The organism is Nocardiopsis deserti (genome assembly GCF_008638355.1).
Lineage (GTDB): Bacteria > Actinomycetota > Actinomycetes > Streptosporangiales > Streptosporangiaceae > Nocardiopsis > Nocardiopsis alborubida.
In genome coordinates, this window is record NZ_VWVS01000014.1 from 1 (window position 1) to 17,709 (window position 17,709).

The 17,709-nt window shown below is 72.3% G+C and carries 16 protein-coding genes and 1 pseudogene; 14 read left to right on the forward strand and 3 right to left on the reverse strand.

The features are described from left to right. Positions 1-482, reverse strand: a pseudogene (locus FYW99_RS31820) (hypothetical protein); the annotation flags it as partial. Positions 483-802: 320 nt separating this feature from the next. Here FYW99_RS31820 and FYW99_RS18540 point away from each other — a divergent pair. The 13 genes from FYW99_RS18540 to FYW99_RS18600 all read left to right on the forward strand — a co-directional run bounded on the left by FYW99_RS18540 (position 803) and on the right by FYW99_RS18600 (position 13,953). Next, positions 803-1,516, forward strand: coding sequence for a DeoR/GlpR family DNA-binding transcription regulator (locus FYW99_RS18540; RefSeq protein ID WP_223839201.1), 714 nt, complete (start codon positions 803-805; stop codon positions 1,514-1,516). Between the two features lie 596 nt (positions 1,517-2,112). Then, on the forward strand, positions 2,113-2,646 hold the full coding sequence (locus FYW99_RS18545; protein ID WP_150253303.1) for a hypothetical protein: 534 nt from the start codon (positions 2,113-2,115) through the stop codon (positions 2,644-2,646). Beyond that, the gene (locus tag FYW99_RS18550) at positions 2,640-3,503 is read left to right on the forward strand and encodes a hypothetical protein (protein WP_150253304.1); all 864 of its coding nucleotides are present in this window, start codon (positions 2,640-2,642) and stop codon (positions 3,501-3,503) included. Before FYW99_RS18545 ends, FYW99_RS18550 begins: the two co-directional genes overlap by 7 nt. Positions 3,504-3,524: 21 nt before the next feature. Continuing rightward, complete coding sequence (locus tag FYW99_RS18555) at positions 3,525-4,199, forward strand: SAF domain-containing protein (protein ID WP_150253305.1); 675 nt, start codon at positions 3,525-3,527, stop codon at positions 4,197-4,199. Beyond that, entirely contained in the window at positions 4,199-4,972 is a 774-nt protein-coding gene (locus tag FYW99_RS18560; protein WP_150253306.1) for a P-loop NTPase family protein, read from the forward strand. The genes FYW99_RS18555 and FYW99_RS18560 overlap by 1 nt, the downstream gene beginning before the upstream one ends. Next, positions 4,969-6,327 carry a CpaF family protein gene (locus FYW99_RS18565; protein WP_150253307.1) on the forward strand — a complete coding sequence of 453 codons (1,359 nt, stop codon included), beginning with the start codon at positions 4,969-4,971 and terminating at the stop codon, positions 6,325-6,327. The genes FYW99_RS18560 and FYW99_RS18565 overlap by 4 nt, the downstream gene beginning before the upstream one ends. Next, positions 6,315-7,202, forward strand: a complete 888-nt coding sequence (locus FYW99_RS18570; RefSeq protein ID WP_150253308.1) for a type II secretion system F family protein — start codon at positions 6,315-6,317, stop codon at positions 7,200-7,202. The genes FYW99_RS18565 and FYW99_RS18570 overlap by 13 nt, the downstream gene beginning before the upstream one ends. A 152-nt stretch (positions 7,203-7,354) precedes the next feature. Beyond that, complete coding sequence (locus tag FYW99_RS18575) at positions 7,355-8,092, forward strand: type II secretion system F family protein (RefSeq protein ID WP_223839203.1); 738 nt, start codon at positions 7,355-7,357, stop codon at positions 8,090-8,092. Between the two features lie 236 nt (positions 8,093-8,328). Next, on the forward strand, positions 8,329-8,655 hold the full coding sequence (locus FYW99_RS18580) for a TadE/TadG family type IV pilus assembly protein (protein ID WP_150253309.1): 327 nt from the start codon (positions 8,329-8,331) through the stop codon (positions 8,653-8,655). Next, a complete protein-coding gene (locus tag FYW99_RS18585; protein ID WP_150253310.1) occupies positions 8,652-9,086 on the forward strand; it encodes a TadE/TadG family type IV pilus assembly protein in 435 nt (144 codons plus the stop codon). Before FYW99_RS18580 ends, FYW99_RS18585 begins: the two co-directional genes overlap by 4 nt. Further along, positions 9,083-9,484, forward strand: coding sequence for a TadE/TadG family type IV pilus assembly protein (locus FYW99_RS18590; protein ID WP_150253311.1), 402 nt, complete (start codon positions 9,083-9,085; stop codon positions 9,482-9,484). Before FYW99_RS18585 ends, FYW99_RS18590 begins: the two co-directional genes overlap by 4 nt. 16 nt (positions 9,485-9,500) lie before the next feature. Next, a complete protein-coding gene (locus tag FYW99_RS18595; protein ID WP_150253312.1) occupies positions 9,501-12,773 on the forward strand; it encodes an OmpA family protein in 3,273 nt (1,090 codons plus the stop codon). 160 nt (positions 12,774-12,933) lie between these two features. Continuing rightward, positions 12,934-13,953 carry a glutathione S-transferase family protein gene (locus FYW99_RS18600; protein ID WP_150253313.1) on the forward strand — a complete coding sequence of 340 codons (1,020 nt, stop codon included), beginning with the start codon at positions 12,934-12,936 and terminating at the stop codon, positions 13,951-13,953. Positions 13,954-14,164: 211 nt separating this feature from the next. Here the strand turns inward: FYW99_RS18600 and FYW99_RS18605 are convergent, their stop codons facing one another. Beyond that, positions 14,165-15,478, reverse strand: coding sequence for an FAD-dependent oxidoreductase (locus tag FYW99_RS18605; protein ID WP_394350364.1), 1,314 nt, complete (start codon positions 15,476-15,478; stop codon positions 14,165-14,167). A gap of 27 nt (positions 15,479-15,505) precedes the next feature. Here FYW99_RS18605 and FYW99_RS18610 point away from each other — a divergent pair, with 27 nt between their 5' ends. Further along, complete coding sequence (locus FYW99_RS18610; protein WP_150253314.1) at positions 15,506-16,717, forward strand: RNA-guided endonuclease InsQ/TnpB family protein; 1,212 nt, start codon at positions 15,506-15,508, stop codon at positions 16,715-16,717. A gap of 58 nt (positions 16,718-16,775) precedes the next feature. Here the strand turns inward: FYW99_RS18610 and FYW99_RS18615 are convergent, their stop codons facing one another. After that, complete coding sequence (locus tag FYW99_RS18615) at positions 16,776-17,630, reverse strand: TetR/AcrR family transcriptional regulator (RefSeq protein WP_150253315.1); 855 nt, start codon at positions 17,628-17,630, stop codon at positions 16,776-16,778. Positions 17,631-17,709 lie beyond the last annotated feature (79 nt).

Consider the following 17,709-nt stretch of genomic DNA (forward strand, 5'->3'; position numbering starts at 1 on the left):
AGCCAGGTCAGGATGCGGCGCATGGCCAGGCTGCGGATGGCCTTGAAGATGGGGATCCATTTCAAGGAGGCGCCGAAGGTGAACTTGGCGGTGGCGATGGCCCAGGCGATCTCGGCGAGCAGTTGGATGAACTGGCCGATGACCATCATGTGCATGTACTCGACGTTGGCGCGGGCCTTGAAGAGTTCGCTGGACATGGTGGTGGAGTTGGCTCGGGCGGAGCCGACGTAGTCGTTGTCGCCGGTGGTGAACTGGTCCAGGGAGCGTTCGTAGCGGTCGGCGGTGCGGCCGTCGAAGCTGCGTCGGGCGTGGACGCGGCTGAGGTCGAAGAGGTCGTCCAGGACGCCGAGGCGTTGGTCGAGGGCGGCGTAGACCTCGGAGGCGCGGCCCAGGGCGGCGATGCTGGCTTTGGGGATGCGGATGCCGGTGAGGACCTCGATCGCTTTGCGTTGGGAGTCGCTCATGTTCTCGTCGAACGGCATACGCGTCTCCCCCCTCCACGACCGCTCCGTAAGAGGGTGAAAGTAGCACCAGTACACCCGAATGTGGAAGTAGTTGTCCTTCTGTTTCCGTTCCCGCCCGTGTGCGTTGCCTTGGTTCCTCTGTTGCTGTGGTAGGCGACCCGGCCGCGGATCTCCCTCCGGTCCCGCCGCCGCTCCGCTCCCTCCGGAGGCGCCGCCCCGCAGTTCGGCGGCCTCCGTCTGCGTCCCGCACCCAGGGTGACGTTGCCATTTCGCAACGGTTTTCCCCGAACAGCGGGGGTATTCGCATACCGTTCCCCTTCGGCCGGGATGCTCTCTTCGTGAGGAAACAGAGGACCCGATCGAATTCACTCGCCGGGCCAGGGCCCGTCGCCCCCTCGGCCAAGGGGCTGACCATCGACGGATCGGAGGACCTTGTGAGTGGTCTCAGTGGTGGTGCCACAGTCGTCAGGCACGCAGCGGGAGCGAGCGCCACGACGACACCGTCCGGAACGGGGCGGCTCTCGGCCGCCGAGGGCCGGATCGCCAGGGCCGCCCTGGCGGAACTGCCGAGGGACGGCGTGATCATGCTCGACGCCGGGCTGATGGCGGAGCGGATCGCGTGGCTGCTGCCCGCCGGGTGCGGGCTGAGCGTCCTGACCAACTCGGTTCCCGCCGCGCTGGGCCTGGCCTCGCGCCGCGACCTCTCCGTGCATCTGTTGGGAGGCCGGGTGAGCGCGGCGGCCGGGACCACGCTCGCCTCCGTGCGCCTGCTGGAGCAGCTCCACGTCGACGTGGCCTTCATGGTCGCCGACGGCGTGTCCCCCGAGCGCGGACTGACCTGTGCCGACCCCGCGGAGGTGATGGCCAGGCAGGCCATGGTGCGGGCCTCGGCCAGGACCGTGCTGCTGGCCGACCACACCAGGATCGGCGGCGACCGCATCGCCCGCTTCGCGCGGCTGCGCGAGGTGGACTGCCTCATCACCGACACCGGCACCGACCCCGACGACGTCCGGAGACTGCGCGGACGCGGCCCGCGCGTGCTCGTGGTCTGACCCCCGTCCGGCGCCGAACACGTTCTGTGTCGAACACGTTCGCCGCCGGACGCGTCCAGGCCGACGAAGGGTGTGTCGCGATCCACACCGCGGCACCTTCTCCCGCCTCGTCCCCGGTCCCGCGTGGGGCCGGGCCTGGGAAACCTGCCCCGACTGCCGTGTCGTTCAGATGTTGTTTTGCGTGTGTTTGTCGGAGGGCTGCGAGTGTGTGGCCTTCGCGGGTTGCTGTGGGGCTGATGTCCGGAAGCTCGACCGGGTCACAGTCACAGAAGGGGAACGGGGGGTTGTTACGGCAGGCGACTTCTCTATAAGCTCACGCAAGGACAGATAAAACCCAACCAATACCACGTGGTTTCGGTCAGTCCTCGGGCTCCGCCCCGCGCGACTCCGGTCACGCCGGCCCGTGGCGGACCCGAACCCGGGTGGAGGACCCCCTCCTCCGTCCGTCCGCTCAACGGCCTCCGCGTCCGGTCCCGTGACCTCCCGGGCGCAGGAGACCGCCCCGCCCCTCGTCGGAAGGGAAAGGGCCCGCTCACCGGGTCGGTTCCGCCATGCTGTACCACCCCTCCCCTTCCATGGCAGTGGAGAACGCACCGATGACGACAGCCGCGAGAAGAAACGGCGCCGTCCTGCGCGCCGCCGCGGTCGCGGGATGCTGCGCGGCCCTCGCCCTGGCGTCGGGCTGCGCGTCCTCCGAGGACGCGGTTTCCGGGGCGGAGGCCGCACCGAGCTCCCCGGCCGCCCCGTCCAGCGACGAGGAGGCCGCGGCGCTCGCGGCCTACACCGGCATGTGGGACACGGTCGTGGCCGCCTCCCACGAGGGCGGCGAAGTTCCAACCGAACTCCGGGACTACGCCGTGGGCGGCGCCTACGCCCTCATGAGCGCGGCACTGGAGGGGGCCCGTACCTCCGGTGGGGAGGTCACCGGCGAACCCGCCCTCGACCCCGTCGCCGCGGTCGAGGGACCCGACAGCGCAACGGTCGAGGACTGCCTCGACGACTCCGCCTGGAACCTCGGCATGGGCGGCTCCTCCGGACAGGGACCGCGCCTCGTCGAGGCCACACTCGTTCACGACGGACTCGCCTGGCGCGTGTCCGACCTCAGGATCTGGGAAGCGGGATCATGCTGAGACTCGTACGACCCGCGGCCACCGCCGCGGTACTGACCCTGCTGGCGGCCGGGGCCGTCGCCACCCCCGCGCACGCCGACGACGGCTCCTTCCTCGGCCAGGTCGAGTGCGGCAGCTCGGGCGGCCTGGGCTGCTCGATCCTGCTGCGCTGGTGGCAGACCCACGCGGGCCAGCAGGGCTCCGGCGGCTCGGGAGGTTCCGGCGACCCGGGCGCCCCGGCCGCTCCCTCCGACGGCGTCGACTGGAACGCCATCGACTGGGACGCGATCGACTGGTCCCAGGTGGACTGGGACGCCATCGACTGGGAGTCCATCGACTACAGCGGCGAGGGAGAGGCCCCCACCGACCCGGTCACCCTCATCCAGGAGTCCATGGCCAACTTCGAGCTGCCCCCGCCGCAGATCGAGACCTCTCCGGGCAGTGACTCCCTGGTCCTGGTCAACACCCCCGTGTGGCTGTGGGTGGAGTCCCAGGACTGGGAGGCCGCCGAGGCCTCCGCCGAGGTCCAGGACTGGTCCCTCACGGTCACCGCCACGCCCACCTCCACCGTCTGGAACCTGGGCGACGGCACGCAGATCCGCTGCGAGGGCCCCGGAACCCCCTTCGACCCGGCCGTGCACGACCCCGAGTCGGCCTCCCCCGACTGCGGGCACGTCTACACCCTGCCCTCCTCCAGCCAGCCCGGTGGCGTCTACCCCGTCTCCGTCCAGGTCGGCTGGGACGTGGGCTGGGAGCTCTCCGAGGGCGAGTTCACCGGGGGCGAGACGGGCGCGCTCGACTCGGTCACCACGACCTCGCAGGTCGAACTCCAGGTGGACGAATCCCAGGGCCTGGTCACCGGCACCGGCAACCGCTAACACCGAAAGAAGACGACAGACGTGGTGGACACGAAGACGGCACCGGCTCCCGCGGCCTCCCCGCGGCAGGGGGAGACCCCTCCGGTGCGGCTCCTGGGCAGCGGACCCCGCCGCTGGCGGTGGCTGGTCCTGGCCCTGGGCATGATGACCGCGGGAGGCCTGAGCGGCGTCGTGGCCCTTGAGCAGATGGACGACCGGCAGGGGGTGCTCGTCGCCGACGGCGACCTGCCCGCGGGCCACGTGGTGGCCGCGGAGGACCTGCGGGTCGAGCGGATCTCCGTCGCCGACGGGGTCTCCTTCGTCGGCGCCGAGCGCCTGGAGGCGACCGTCGGCCAGACCCTCACCGTGCCCGTCACCGAGGGCGGCCTCCTCCCCGAGGAGGCCCTGGGCGCAGAGGCGTCCTTCCCCGAGCGCGACCGCGCCGTGCTCGGCGTGGCCCTGCGCGTGGGCCGCTTCCCCGCCTCGATCGGCCCCGGCGCCGCGGTCTCCGTGGTGGTCCACCCCGAGGAGGGCGCCACCGGTGGCGGTGTCGAGGCCTACCGCGCGCTCGTGCGGGACGTCCAGCCCTCCGCGGCCGAGGACGGCTCGGTGGAACTCGAACTCGTCGCGTCCTCCGCCGACGCCGCCGCCATCGCCTCGGCCGCCGCCGTCGAACGCGTCAGCGTCGTCCAGGTCAACCCCCGGGGAGGCGCGTGATGCCCCGGACCGTGGCGCTCTTCTCCCTGGGCGGAGCACCCGGCGTCACCTGCGCGGCCATGGCGCTGGCCGCGGTCTGGCCCGGCGAGGCCGGAGCCGTCCTGGTGGAGACCGACGCCTCCGGGGGCGACGTCGCCACCTGGCGCCGCCTCCAGCCCGACCCCGGTCTGACCGGCCTGGCCGCCGCGGCCCGGCACGGCGGAGCCTCCGCCGACCTGGGCGCGCACACGCAGATCCTCCCCGGAGGACTGTCGGTGTGCCACGCGCCCGTCACCGCCGACCGCGCCGAGGGCGCGGTGCGCCTGCTCTCCCAGAACCCCGGCGTGCTCGCCTCCGCCGACGGGCCCGCCGTCGTCCTGGACCTGGGCCGCCTGACCCCCGGCGCGCCCGCCGCCGCACTGGCCACGTGGGCCGACGAGGCCCTGCTGCTCGTCGCCGACGACCTGGCGCAGCTGCGCCGGGCCAAGGAGGCCTCCGAGGCCCTGACCCGCAGCCTGCCGCGTCTGCGCACCGTCGTCGTCGGCGGCACCGGGAGCGTCCGCGAGATCGAGGGCGCCCTGGGCCCGGGCGTGTGGGGACGGCTCCCCTCCGACGTGCGCTCCGCCGCCTTCCTGCGCGGGGAGAGGAACCCGCGCAAGCCGCACCGCAGGCCCCTGCTCAAGGCGGCGGCCCGCCTGGCGAAGGACCTCGCCGAGGGTGTCCGCCCCGCTGACCAGGCCGACGGCACCGGAATTCCGGCGCCCGCGCCCCAGGTGACGGGAGTCCACGCATGAGCAGCGGACACGACGCCGGATACGACATCACCGACGGCTACTTCCTGGACACCGACCGGTCCCGCACCGTGGCCGACCGCGTGGAGCGGACCGTCACCGAGGCCACCCGGCGGCTCAGCGAGGAGACCCGGGGCCAACCCGAGGACACGCCCGAGGAGTACCGCGCCCGAGCCGAACGCGTCATCGCCCAGATCCTCGACGAGGACGCGAGCCGCGCCCTGTCCGAGGGCAGGCAGGTGCTCGACGCGACGACCGAGGCCTCCGTCGCCGCGGGCGCCCTGGCCCGGGTGTGCGGGCTCGGCCCCCTCCAGCCCCTCCTGGACGACCCCGGGATCGAGAACATCAACATCAACGGCGTACACGTGTGGGTGCGCCGCGCCGACGGCAGCCGCGAGCGGCACGACTCGCTCTTCGCTGACCCCGAGGAGGTCATCGCCCTGGTCCGGCGCCTGGCGTCGGAGTCGGCCACGGGAGAGCGCCGCTTCGACCCGGGGGCGCCCATCCTCGACATGCAGCTGCCCGGCGGCGAGCGCCTCAACGCCGTCATGGAGGTCGCCCGGCAGCCCTCGGTGTCCATCCGACGCCACCGCTACGGCCGCACCACCCTGGGCCAGCTCCGCGAACTGGGCACGATCGACGACACCCTGGTCGCCCTGCTGCGCGCGGGGGTGCGCTCCCGCCGCAACATGGTCATCACCGGCGGCACCGGCGCGGGCAAGACCACCCTGCTGCGCGCCCTGGCCGCCGAGATCCCCGTCGACGAACGCCTCGTCACCATCGAGGACGTCTTCGAACTGGGGCTGGACCGTGACCGCGACGCCCACCCCGACTGCGTCGCCCTCCAGGCCCGACCGGCCAACGTCGAGGGCGTCGGCGAGATCACCATCGCCGACCTGGTGCGCACGGCCCTGCGCATGTCGCCGGACCGGGTCATCGTCGGTGAGACGCGCGGACACGAGACCGTCCCGCTGCTCAACGCCATGAGCCAGGGCAACGACGGCAGCCTCACCACCCTGCACGCCGCCAACTCCGCGGGCGCCTTCACCAAGCTGGGCGCCTACGCCGCCCAGTCCGCCGAGCGCCTGCCCCTGGACGCCACCGCCTCCCTGGTGGCCGCCGCCGTGCACCTGGTCGTGCACGTGTCGGCGCTGCCCACGGGCGGGCGCATGGTCACGAGCGTGCGCGAGGTGGTGGGCGCCGAGGGGCAGAACGTGGTGTCCAACGAGGTCTACCGGCGCGACCGCAACGGGCACCTGCCCGCGGCGCCGCCCAGCCCCAACACGCTCGACGCCCTGGCCGAGGCCGGTTTCGACCCGGCGATGCTGAGCCCGGACACAGTGGGGTGGGCGCGGTGACGACTCCTGTGCTTCTCATCGCCGCCGCCGGTGTCCTGCTCGGCGCGGGGCTGTGGCTGGCCCTGGCGTCGTTGGCGGCGTCCGGTGGTAACTCGCGTACCTCGCGGGTTCCGCAGTGGCGGGCGCTGCTGTTCGGTCAGCAGCGGCCGTTGCGGTTGGTCGCGGCGATCGTCGGCGGTCTGCTCGTCTGGTTCGTCACCGGCTGGCCGGTGGCCGGTGTGCTCGCCGCCGCTGGCTGCTGGTGGGGCCCGGCAGTGCTGGGGCCCGACCGCGGTCACGAGAAACAGGTGGCGGGGGTCGAGGCCGTCGCGGCCTGGACCGAGATGCTGCGCGACCTGATGGCCGGTTCAGCCGGCCTGCACCAGGCCGTGGCCGCCACGGTGCCCATCGCGCCCGAGCCGGTACGTGAGCCGGTCGCCAGGCTGGCGGAGCGGCTGCGGGCCGGTCAGCCCACGCAGGGCGCGTTGCGGGCCTTCGCGGACGAGGTGGACAACCCCACCGCGGACCTGGTGGCCGCCGCTCTTACTACTGCGGCCACCCGGCACGCCACCGACCTGGGCACGCTGCTCGGCAGCCTGGCGGAGGCTGCACGTGAACAGGCGGCGATGCTGGTGAGGGTGGCCGCCAGCCGCGCACGTTTGCGCACCTCTACACGGATCATCGTCGGTACGACTGTGGGTATCGCGGCGTTCATGTTGGTGACCAACCCCGACTACCTGGAACCGTTCGACGGCTTCGTCGGCCAGCTGGTTCTCGCGGGTATCGGCGGTCTGTGGGCGACTGCGCTGATCTGGCTGTCTCGTATGTCCCGCTTCGACCTGGGGCCGCGGGTGCTCGCACCCGAGCCCGCACGTACCTCGGAGGCCGTCCGATGACCCCCACCCTGGCCGCCGCCCTCGCGGGTACCGCCCTCGGACTGGCCCTGTGGGCGCTCTTCGCCGCACGTTGGGCCCGGCCCACACTCGCTGAGCGATTGGCCGCACCACCGCCTCCCCGTACCGTTGTGGCTACAGGACCGGACACCGGGGTGCTGACGCGACTGGGAAAGATCGGCGTTCCGGTCCTGGAGAGCTTCGGTATGCCCGGGCCCGGGACACGGCGCAACCTGCGGGTGTGCGAGCGCTCACCCGAGTCCTACCTCGCCGAGAAGTTCACTGCGCTCGTGCTGGCACTGGCCTTCCCCCCACTGCTGGGTGGCATGCTCTCCCTGGCTGGTGTTCTCCCCTCTGGAGTGCTTGCGGGAGGTATGTGGGTGGCTTTTGCTGTGATCGCTTGGTTCGCTCCGGACATGTCCCTGCGTGACGAGGCGGACAAGCGTCGGGAGCGCATGCGTCGGGCCCTGGCCAGCTTCGCGGATCTGGTCGTGGTCTCCCTGGCCGGGGGTGCGGGCGTTAACGGAGCCTTGTCCGACGCCGGTGCGGCGGGCAGCGGGTGGGCCATGGTTCGTATCCGGGAGAGCCTGCGCGAAGCGACGCTCATGCGTCAGTCGCCCTGGACAGCGCTGCGTGACCTCGGTGAGCGCTATGACACCCCCGAGTTCGCCGAACTGGCGGCCAGCCTCCAACTTGCCGGAGCCGATGGCGCGCGCATTCGCAGTTCTCTGGCTGCCAAAGCCAAGACACTGCGCACCCAGTTCCTCGCCGAGATGGACGCCGAGGCCCAGTCCGCAACCGAGCGGATGAGCCTGCCGGTGGTCCTGCTCTTCGCCGGGTTTCTTGCCCTCCTGGGCTATCCGGCGATCAGCCACATTTTGTTCAGCTCATGAAACCCCGACACATTCTGGAGACTTCTGATGCAGCGCATTACTGCCTACCTCAGCTCCCTGCTGCTCAGCCGAAGGGACGACGGTTACTCGACCGAGACGGTCATCATCACCGCTGCTCTGGTTGCTCTAGCCGTAGGGCTTGTTGCTGTTATCGGCGACCGTGTGGCACTCGAATCCGGCCGGATTACGAGCGGCTAGCCTTGCACGCTCCCCGGGAAGATCGAGGCAGTGCTGAGATGGCTGTGGCCACGCCCGCGCTGTTGCTCTTGGTGCTGCTGGTCATCCAGACGGCCCTGTGGATGCACGGTGACCACGTCGTCGCCGACATCGCTCGAAGGACTGCTGAGCAGTCACGTACGGCGGGTGGCGGCACGTCGGTGGCTGAGGGAGGGGGAGGCTCCTTCCTCTCCGGCCTCGACGTGTCTGTCAGCCGAAGTGCGCAGGAGGTGCGTGTGGTCGTGGACGCCGAGGTGCCCAGTCTCGTCCCCGGCTTCAGTTGGCCGGTGGGCCACGAGGTCACCGCGCCCGTGGAGCGTTTCGTCCCCTCGGAGGCGGCCCCGTGATCTCTGTACACTCCACGGACTCCGAGCGCGCTGACCGTGGCTCGGCGTCGGTGGAACTGGCGCTCCTCACCCCCGCCCTCCTGGCGTTCGCACTCCTCATGGTGCTCGCCGGGAGGGTGGCGGACGCCAACTCCACCGCCGACCAGGTGGCGCACTCCGCCGCCCGGGCGGCCTCCCTCGAACGCAGCGTCGCCGCCGCAGAGGGAGCCGCATCGAGCACCGCCGCGAGTTCCCTCGCGGAGAACGGCCTGGTCTGCGGCGACCACTCCGTCACCCTCGACCACGGCGGACTGACCCCCGGAGGGGCGGTCACCGCCGTGGTCGAGTGTCACGTCGGACTGAACGGCCTGACCGGTCTGGGCGTCCCCGGAACCATGACGATCACCGGGGACGCCACGGTCGTTGTCGACACCTTCAGGGGGCAGCCGTGAGACGTACGGACGACAGAGGCCAGACCACGGCGTTCGTCGCCATTCTGGCCTCGGCCTTCATCCTGTGCCTGGGCCTGGTCACCGACGGCGGCGGCCTGCTGCGCGCACGCAACGAGGCCGCCACCCTGGCCCAGGAGGCCGCCCGGGCGGGCGTCCAACAGCTCGACTGGGCCTCCTACCGCGAGGGCACGAGCGAGGTCGCCCTCGACCCCTCGGCGGCCTCCGCCGCCGCTCAGTCCTTCCTCAGCGCCGCCGGTGCCACCGGGACGGTCGCGGTCAGCGGCGACACCGTGACCGTGACCTGCTCGGTGGACTACTCCTTCACCCTCCTACCGATGGGCTCGACCACCGTCGACGCCACGGCAACCGCACGTCCCCACACCCAGCCGACTCCCTAGCTCCAGTGAGGCGGACATGTCCCAGATCCGACGGCTGAGCGCCCTCCTGCTCGCAGCGGCGATCCTGCTCGGCATCCCCTACCTGCTCATGTCGCACCTGCCCTGGCCGGAGCTGCCGGACTCCTGGGCCGTGGCCGCGGCGCACCTGCGCGGCTGGCGCCTGCCGCCGGGTGTGTTCACCGCCCTGCTCATCACCGTGCTGTGGGTCCTGTGGGGCCTGTACGCGGCCGGACTGGTCGTGGAGACCTTCGCCCGCCTGCGCGGCATGCCCCGCAGGCTGCGCCCCCTGGGGCCGCTCCAGGTCGTGGCGGCCGCCGCCGTGGGAACCGTGGCGGTCGCACCGGCCACCGCGTTCGCCGACACGGTCACCACGCAGGAGGACCGCGAGGCGGACAGCGAGCAGGATGCTGACGCGCCCCTCGCTCCCGAGGAGGCCCCGTCCGCGCAGCCCGTCGAGCGGGTGCGCACCGTCTCCGGCTTCGGCGTCGGCTCGGCCGAACTCACCGAGCAGATGCGCGACGACCTCGCACCCGTCGCCGAGATGATCGACTCCTACGGCGACGCCGAGACGCCCGTGCGCATCACCGGTCACACCGACCCCAGTGGGAACGCCCAGGTGAACCAGGAGCTGTCCGAGCGCCGGGCCCAGGCGGTCGCCGACCACCTCGACGAGGTCCTGGGCGAGGAGGCCCCGGAGATGACGGTGGACGGCGTCGGCTCCGAGCAGCCCCGCGAGGGAGGCGCCGCCGCCCAACGCAGGGCCGAGGTCGCCTACACCGTCGTCCCGCAGCCGACCTCCCTCCAGTCGCGTGTGATGGCCGCCGAGACCGAGACCCCCGCTGCCGGGGCCGAAGCCGACGAGTCCGCTGCCGCCGAGACAACCGACCCGGTGGCGGCAGCGGCCGACGCCGCCGCGGCCGAGGCCGCCGAGGACGGCGAGAACGTGCTGGTCGTGGAGATCCCCGACGGCGCCGTCACCGGAGCGGTGGCGTTCGCGGGCCTGGCCGGGGGATACCTGCTGGGCAAACGGGGCGTCCGCCTGCCCGGCGTCAGCCTGAGCCTGCCCCGCCTGCCGCGTGCGCCCCGCCGCCTGGCCCTGACCGCCCCGCCGCCCCGGCCCACCCCCGGGGACGAGATCGACGAGCGGGTGACGGTGGAACTCGACCACGTGCCCGGCCTCGGCGTCACCGGTCCGGGCGCGGCCGGGGCCGCCCGGCGTCTCATCGTCAACGCGCTCGACCGCCTCAACGACGACGCGGTGCGCGTGCTGCTCACCGAGGCCGACGCCTCCCGCCTGGTGGGCGACCGGGGCCGCGACCTGCTGCGCGCGCACCCCTGCGAGCCCGTGCGGATGGTCGGCACGACGGAGGAAGCCCTGACCGTCCTCCAGCGCGAGCTGCACCAGATCGTCGAGGAACAGGGGGAGCGGCCGCACACGCCCCTGGCGCTGGTGACCTCGCCCACCTCCGAACACGAGACCGCGTTGTCGGGTCTGCTGCTGCACGGACAGCAGCAGGGCATCACGGCCGTGGTCCTGGGACGCTGGCCGCTCGGCGGCAGCTGCGTGATCGAGGAGGACGGCCTCATCACCGAGACCAGCCCTCCGCTCAACCCGGTCTTCCACTGCTCCTGGCCCGGTGCGACCGCCGAGGAGGTCATGGACGCCGTCCGCGCCTACCGCCACTCCTCGCCCGCCCTGGAGGAGACCGAGGAGCGGGTGGTGAGCCCGGTGACCGCTTCGGAGGCCGTCCCGGACGTCGCGGCCGAGGAGGCCGGTTCCTTCGCGGAGCCGTTCCTCGGTGCCCTGGGGGAGCAGGCTGCCGCCGAGTCGGCCGACTCGGCTGAGTCGGCTGAGTCGACCGAAACGATGGAGACGACCGAGCCGGTCGAGACGGCTGAGCCTGTTGAGGCGGCTGTGAGTGAGGAGAAGGACCGCAAGGCCGAGACGGTCGCGAAGTCCAAGAGGACCAAGGGAACCAAGAAGGCTCGGGAGGCCGACACCTCGGAGGAGGGCTTCTGGGACGCCGACGTCTGGAACACCGACTTCTGGGAGACCGACGCGCGCACGGCCAGGAAGGCCGACACCGAGCAGCCCGACACCGAGCAGCCCGAGGCCGAGCTGACCGCGCCTGATCTGGCCGACGCCGCGCCGTACGTACCCGAGCAGGCCGGTGCCGTGTGGTCCGAGGCCGAGCTGACCGACACGGCGCGGTCCGGTGCCGTGCCGGAGGCCCCCGCGCGGACGGACGTCTGGTCGGACCGCTCCGTCGCCGGGCAGCCCGCTGCCGAGGAGACCGCGCCGCAGGCGTCCTCGTCCGCGTTGTCCGCCCCCGAGGAGTCGGAATCCGGGGAGGCCGTGGCCGAGCCGTCCGCCTCCGAGGAGGCGGAGCCCGAGCTGTCCGCGTTCGCGCAGCTCGTTCCCGAGGAGCCGGTGTCCCGGGAGACCGTGACGGAACCGTCCGAGTCCGCGCGGCCCGCCGCGTCCGAACCCGCTCCGGAGAAGGCGGCCTCCGAGGAGCCCGTGTCCGAGCAGCGTGCGCCGGAGCGGTCCGCCCCGGAGCGGCGTGCCCAGGAGAAGGGCGCCCCTGTGGCGGCCGCGTCCGAACGGCCCCCCGCCGAGCGGTACGCCTCCGAGCTGTCCGCGCCAGCGCCGTCCGCGACCCGGGAGCAGCGTGCGTCCGAGGAGACCGCGCCCGAGCAGCGTGAGCCCGAGCAGCGTGAGCCCGAGCCCGCCCCCGCGAGGCCCGCACCCGGACGTCCGAGCACGGGCACGGTTCCGTCGGTGGTCGCCTCTCCCGCCCGCGCGGAACGCCCGTCCCAGCAGGCGCGCACGACGCCTCCCCAGCAGGAGCCGACCTCCGAGGAAGAGCCATCTCCCGTTCGCAAGGCCGCCAAACGCGCCGTGCGCTCCCGCCTACCGAAGCCGAGCGGGACCGCGTCTGCTCCGGCAGCCCAGGCGACACCGTCCGCCCCGGCCGCTCCGGTGGCGCGGTCCGAGCAGCCCGCGCTCCCGGTCCAGCCCGCGCGCTCCGAGCGGGCGCGCGCCCGGAGCGCGGCGAAGTCCGGGGCGGAGCGTTCCGACGGCCCCACCAGCCGTGTGGAGCGCCTGGAGAGGCTGAACAGGGCGGAACGCAGAAAAGCCACCGCCCCTGCCGGAGCCGTCGCCGAGCACCCCGTGCCGGACGCCGAGGGTAAGGAGCCGGACGAGGACCAGTCGTCCCGGCCCCTGCTCCGCAAGCCCAAGAAGGCGGGACGCGGAAGGACCTGGCGCCCCCGGGACAACTCCTGACCCTGCCCTGACCCAGGGCCAGGGCCAGGGCCAGGGCCCGGGCCCGTCCCGCCCCTGGCCCAGGTGTCGTGACACTGACGGCCGGAGTCGGCTTCGTACACTGCACGGACAGTGCGCGCGGCTCCGGCCGCGCTCCGCCAGCGTGACGAGGGGACCGAAGATGAGGGCCAACCGGATTCCCACCGAGGAGATCACCCGCGACCCGGCGGCCTTCGCCGACCGGGTCACCGCCGACGGCCGCTTCGGCCGCCGCGCCGAGCCCGGCCGCTACCGCCTGGTCGTCAGCCGCGCCTGCCCATGGGCGCACCGGGTCGTCATCACCCGCAGGCTCATGGGCCTCGAACAGGCCGTCTCCCTGGCCGTCACCGACCCCCGCCAGGAGATCATCGAGGGCGACCCGCACTGGGTGTTCACCGAGGAGACCGGCAGCCCCGGCGACAGGGACCCCGTCCTGGGCATCCACGCCCTGCGCGAGGCCTACCTGGCGCGCGACCCCGGCTACGACGGCGGGGTCAGCGTCCCCGGCCTGGTCGACGTGGAGAGCGGCCACCTGGTGACCAACGACTTCGACCAGCTGGTCCGGGACATGGACACCGAGTGGGGCGGCCTGGTCAGGGACGGCGCCCCGGACCTGTACCCGTCCGCGCTGCGCGACGAGATCGACGCCCTGTCCCGGGAGGTCTACACCGACCTCAACAACGGCGTGTACCGGGCCGGGTTCGCCCCGGACCAGAAGCGCTACGACGCCGCGGTCGCCGCCGTCTTCGCCAGGCTCGACGCGCTGGAGGAGCGCCTCACCGGTCGGCGCTACCTGGTCGGGGACTCCGTCACCGAGGCCGACATCAAGCTCTTCCCGACCCTGGTGCGCTTCGACGCCGCCTACCACGGCCACTTCAAGTGCAACATCCGCAAGCTGTCGGAGTACCCGGCGCTGTGGGCCTACGCACGCGACCTGTTCCAGACGCCGGGGTTCGGCGACACCACGGACCTCGACCACGTCCGGATCCACTACTACTGGGTCCACACGGGAATCAACCCGACGCGGATCGTCGCCGCCGGACCCGATCCGCGCGGCTGGCTCACCCCCCACCACCGCGAGGAACTGGGCGGCAGCCCCTTCGGCTCCGGTACCGCCCCGGGGCCGGTCCCGGTCGGTGAGCGCGTCCCCGACCCGTCCTGACCCCCGGGCCTGGTTCGCGCCCTTCCCGGTGCGTTCCCGGTCCGCCGGTGGACCGGCCGGAACCGTTGCCGGTGTGGCACCAGGGTTCTGACCTGCGTTGATCTTGTACTTATAGCGCGTCTCGACCGTCCAATCTCGCTGTAAGTACAAGATCATCACGGCGGAGCGGGCGGACCACCGCCGCTTCCGGGCCGCCGCTACCGGGCCATCCCTAACGGACCGCCCGTGCGGGGTCGCGGCGGGCGAAGCCCGGTATGTGCTCGGGGCGCAGGCCCTTGCCGATGAGGTAGGCGGGCACGAACGACAGCCAGGGCGCGCGGTCCAGGGCCGCCAGCACGGGCTTGGGCGGCCCTTGCCGCTCGCCCCTGATGATCGGTTCGGCCAGCCCCCGGTGCATGAGGCGCTGGAGCGTCTGGACGGCGACCGTCGGCACGATCCGCCGCCTGCGCACCGCGGCCAGGTCGCGGGAGGTGGGCGGGCGCCTCCTCAGCGGCCCGGCCAGCAGCGTCGCGGCGGCTACGGCGTCCTGCACGGCGAGGTTGATCCCCACGCCCCCGAGGGGGGACATCGCGTGGGCCGCGTCGCCGATGCACAGCAGGCCCTCCACGTGCCAGCGGCGCAGCCGGTTGAGTCGCACGTCCAGGTGCTTGACCTCGTCCATGGACCGCAGGGCCCCCGCCCGGTCGGCCAGCTCCGGCATGAGTTCGGCGAGGTCGCGCCGGAAGGCCCCGATCCCGCGTGCGCGCAGTTCGCGATCGGTGCCCTTGGGCCCGATGTAGGCGATCTGGAGGTAGCCCTCGCGCGGGATGACCACGGCGAACCTGCCCGGGGCCGCACGCGGGGTCAGGGTCGCGCGGTCCCCCGCCTCGCGGGGCAGGCGGAACCACCACGCGTCGATCCCCACCGGGAACTCCCGGGACACCAGGCCGGTCTCGCGGCGGGCCAGCGACCACCGCCCGTCGCAGGCCACCGTCAGGTCGGCGCGGATCTCCCCGTCGCCGTCCAGGTCCCGGTAGCGCACGCCCGCCACCCGGTCGGACTCGTGCAGCAGCCCCGTCACCTCGGTGTCCATCCGCAGCGTGAAGGTCGGCTCCTCACCTCCCGCCTCGGCGATCAGGTTCAGGAAGTCCCACTGCGGGACCATCGCGATGTAGGGGTGGGCCAGCCCCCGCAGCCTGCGAAAGTCGGCGATGGTCACGGTGCGGCCCCCGCCCACGGGGAAGGCCACCTCGTCCAGCCTGCTCTGCGGCAGCCGGGCGAAGCGCTCGTACAGGCCCAGCTCCTCCAGCAGTTCCAGGGTGGAGGGGTGCACGGTGTCCCCGCGGAAGTCCCGCAGGAAGTCGGCGTGCTTCTCCAGCACGGTGACCTTCACCCCGGCCCGGGCCAGCAGCAGGCCCAGCACCATTCCGGCGGGGCCTCCGCCGACGACCACGCAGGTCGTACGCTCGCTCGTGCGTTCACCTGACTTCCCGGAGGATGCCCCGGCCTTCAGGCCAGGGAGGAATCCGGGATACGGCTTATTCATACAGTCAGCTCCTGTAACCTTGCGTGTATGCGGACGGCGTACAAGTGCCGGGCCTACCCGGACCCCGAACAGGCGGCCCAGTTGGGCCGCACGTTCGGATGCGTGCGCCTGGTGTGGAACAAGACCCTCGCCGAGCGCCACACCGCCTACCACCAGCGAGGCCACACGACCTCCTACAAGCAGACCGACGCGGCGCTGACCCAGTGGAAGAAGACCGAAGATCTGGCGTTCCTGTCCGAGGTGTCCTCGGTCCCCCTGCAGCAGACCCTGCGCCACCAACACAGCGCGTTCGCGAACTTCTTCGCCAAACGCGCCCGCTACCCTCGGTTCAAGTCGCGCGGCGCCCGCCAGTCGGCGCACTACACCCGCAGCGCGTTCCGTATCCGCGACGGGCGACTGTGGTTGGCCAAGCAGGAAGCGCCGCTTCGCCTGGCCTGGTCCTTCGACGACGTCGACCTCGCCTCGCTGAAGCCGACCACCGTCATCGTCTCCCGTGAGGCGGACGGGCGCTGGTACGCCACCTTCGCCGTGGAGACCACCGACCCCGAACCCGCCCCGCACGCCGGGCGCGAGATAGGCCTCGACCTGGGAGTGAAGGACTTCGCGGTCACCTCCGAGGGCGAGAACATCGCCAACCCCCGCCACTTGGAACGCAGGGCCAGGAACCTGGCCCGCTACCAGCGCCGTATGGCCCGCAAGCGGCGCGGGTCGGCCAACCGGCGCAAGGCCAAGGCGAAGGTCGCCGCCGCCCACCGCAAGGTCCGCCACGCGAGGCAGGATTTCCTGCACAAGACCACCACACGGCTGGTCCGTGCAGCGGACTTGATCGCGGTCGAGGACCTCAACATCTTGGGCATGGTCAAGAACCGGCGCCTTGCACGGGTGATCTCCGACTGCGGGTGGGGCGAGTTCCGCCGCCAGCTGGAGTACAAGTGCGAGCGGGCCAGTCGCACCCTGGTGGTGATCGACCGGTGGTTTCCCTCCTCCAAGACCTGCTCGGCGTGCGGGCACCTGCTGGCCACACTCTCTTTGGGCACCCGGCACTGGACGTGCCCTGCCTGCCGCACCCGACACGATCGGGACGTCAACGCGGCCAAGAACACCCTTGCGGCTGGTCGAGCCGCAGCCCGGGAGACAGTCTCGGGTGATGCCTGCGGAGCTGGTGTCAGACGGCAAGGGTCCTCCCTTCCGCGGCCGGCGACGAAACAGGAAACCGCTGTTGTGAGACAGCCCGCGTGAGCGGGACCGTCCCGTCAGGGACGGTCGGAATCCCCCTTCAGGAGGGGGAGGAAGTCAATCATGGCAACTCCGCTCGCCCATGGTGATTTCGGGACGTGTTGGAGATGTTCGGGTCCGTCGCGAAGGCGCGCAGGAAGGACTCGGCGAACACCGCGCCGACCTCCTCGATCCCGGGGAACTCCACACCCTCCACTCTGTCCAGCGCCGGGCGCAGCATGCAGTGCACGGCGATCGGGGCGAGCATCTGCTGGGCCAGCAGGGGGACCGGCAGGTCTCGGATACGGCCCGCGGCCACCTCCCCGGCCAGCCACCCGCCCAGTCCGGCGAGCATGCGGGGGAAGAAGAGCCGGAGGAACAGGTCGGAGGTGGGCCCCTCGGGGCGGGCGAACACGTCGGCGAACACGGCGGGCAGCACCCGGGGTTCGCGGCTGAAGGCGTCGGCCATCAGCCGGTAGACCGTCCGGACCTGCGCGTCCAGCCCTTCCGTCGTGCCGGTGAGGATCGCCTCCAGGTCCAGGATGGGGCTGTAGCGCTCGAAGACCGCGCGCAGCAGCTCGTCCCGGCCGCCGAAGGCCGCGTAGAGGCTGTGCACCGAGCACCCGGCGGAGGCGGCGACCGCCTCCAGCGTCGCCGCGGCCAGGCCCTGTTCGCTGATGACGCCGCCCGCGGCCTCGACCGCGCGCTCCCGGACCGGGCGCTGCCCGCCCGGGTCCACGCCCGAGGCGCGCACCGCCTCGTCCAGGGCCCGGCGCGAGCCCCCCACACGGCGCAGGAGGGTGCTGCGGGAGACTCCCGCCTCCTCCGCGATGGCGATCAGGGGCACGTCGGCCACGTCCTTTCCGAGGCTCTCCGAGGCGCGGACCGCCGCGCTCACGAGGTCGGCCGGAACCGGTGGACTGTTGAACTCTGACATCGCGATAAAGGTAACACGTAATCGAGTATCAGGGAAGAGCGGTACTCCCGATGGCGCGGGATCTCGGGGCCGGCCCGAA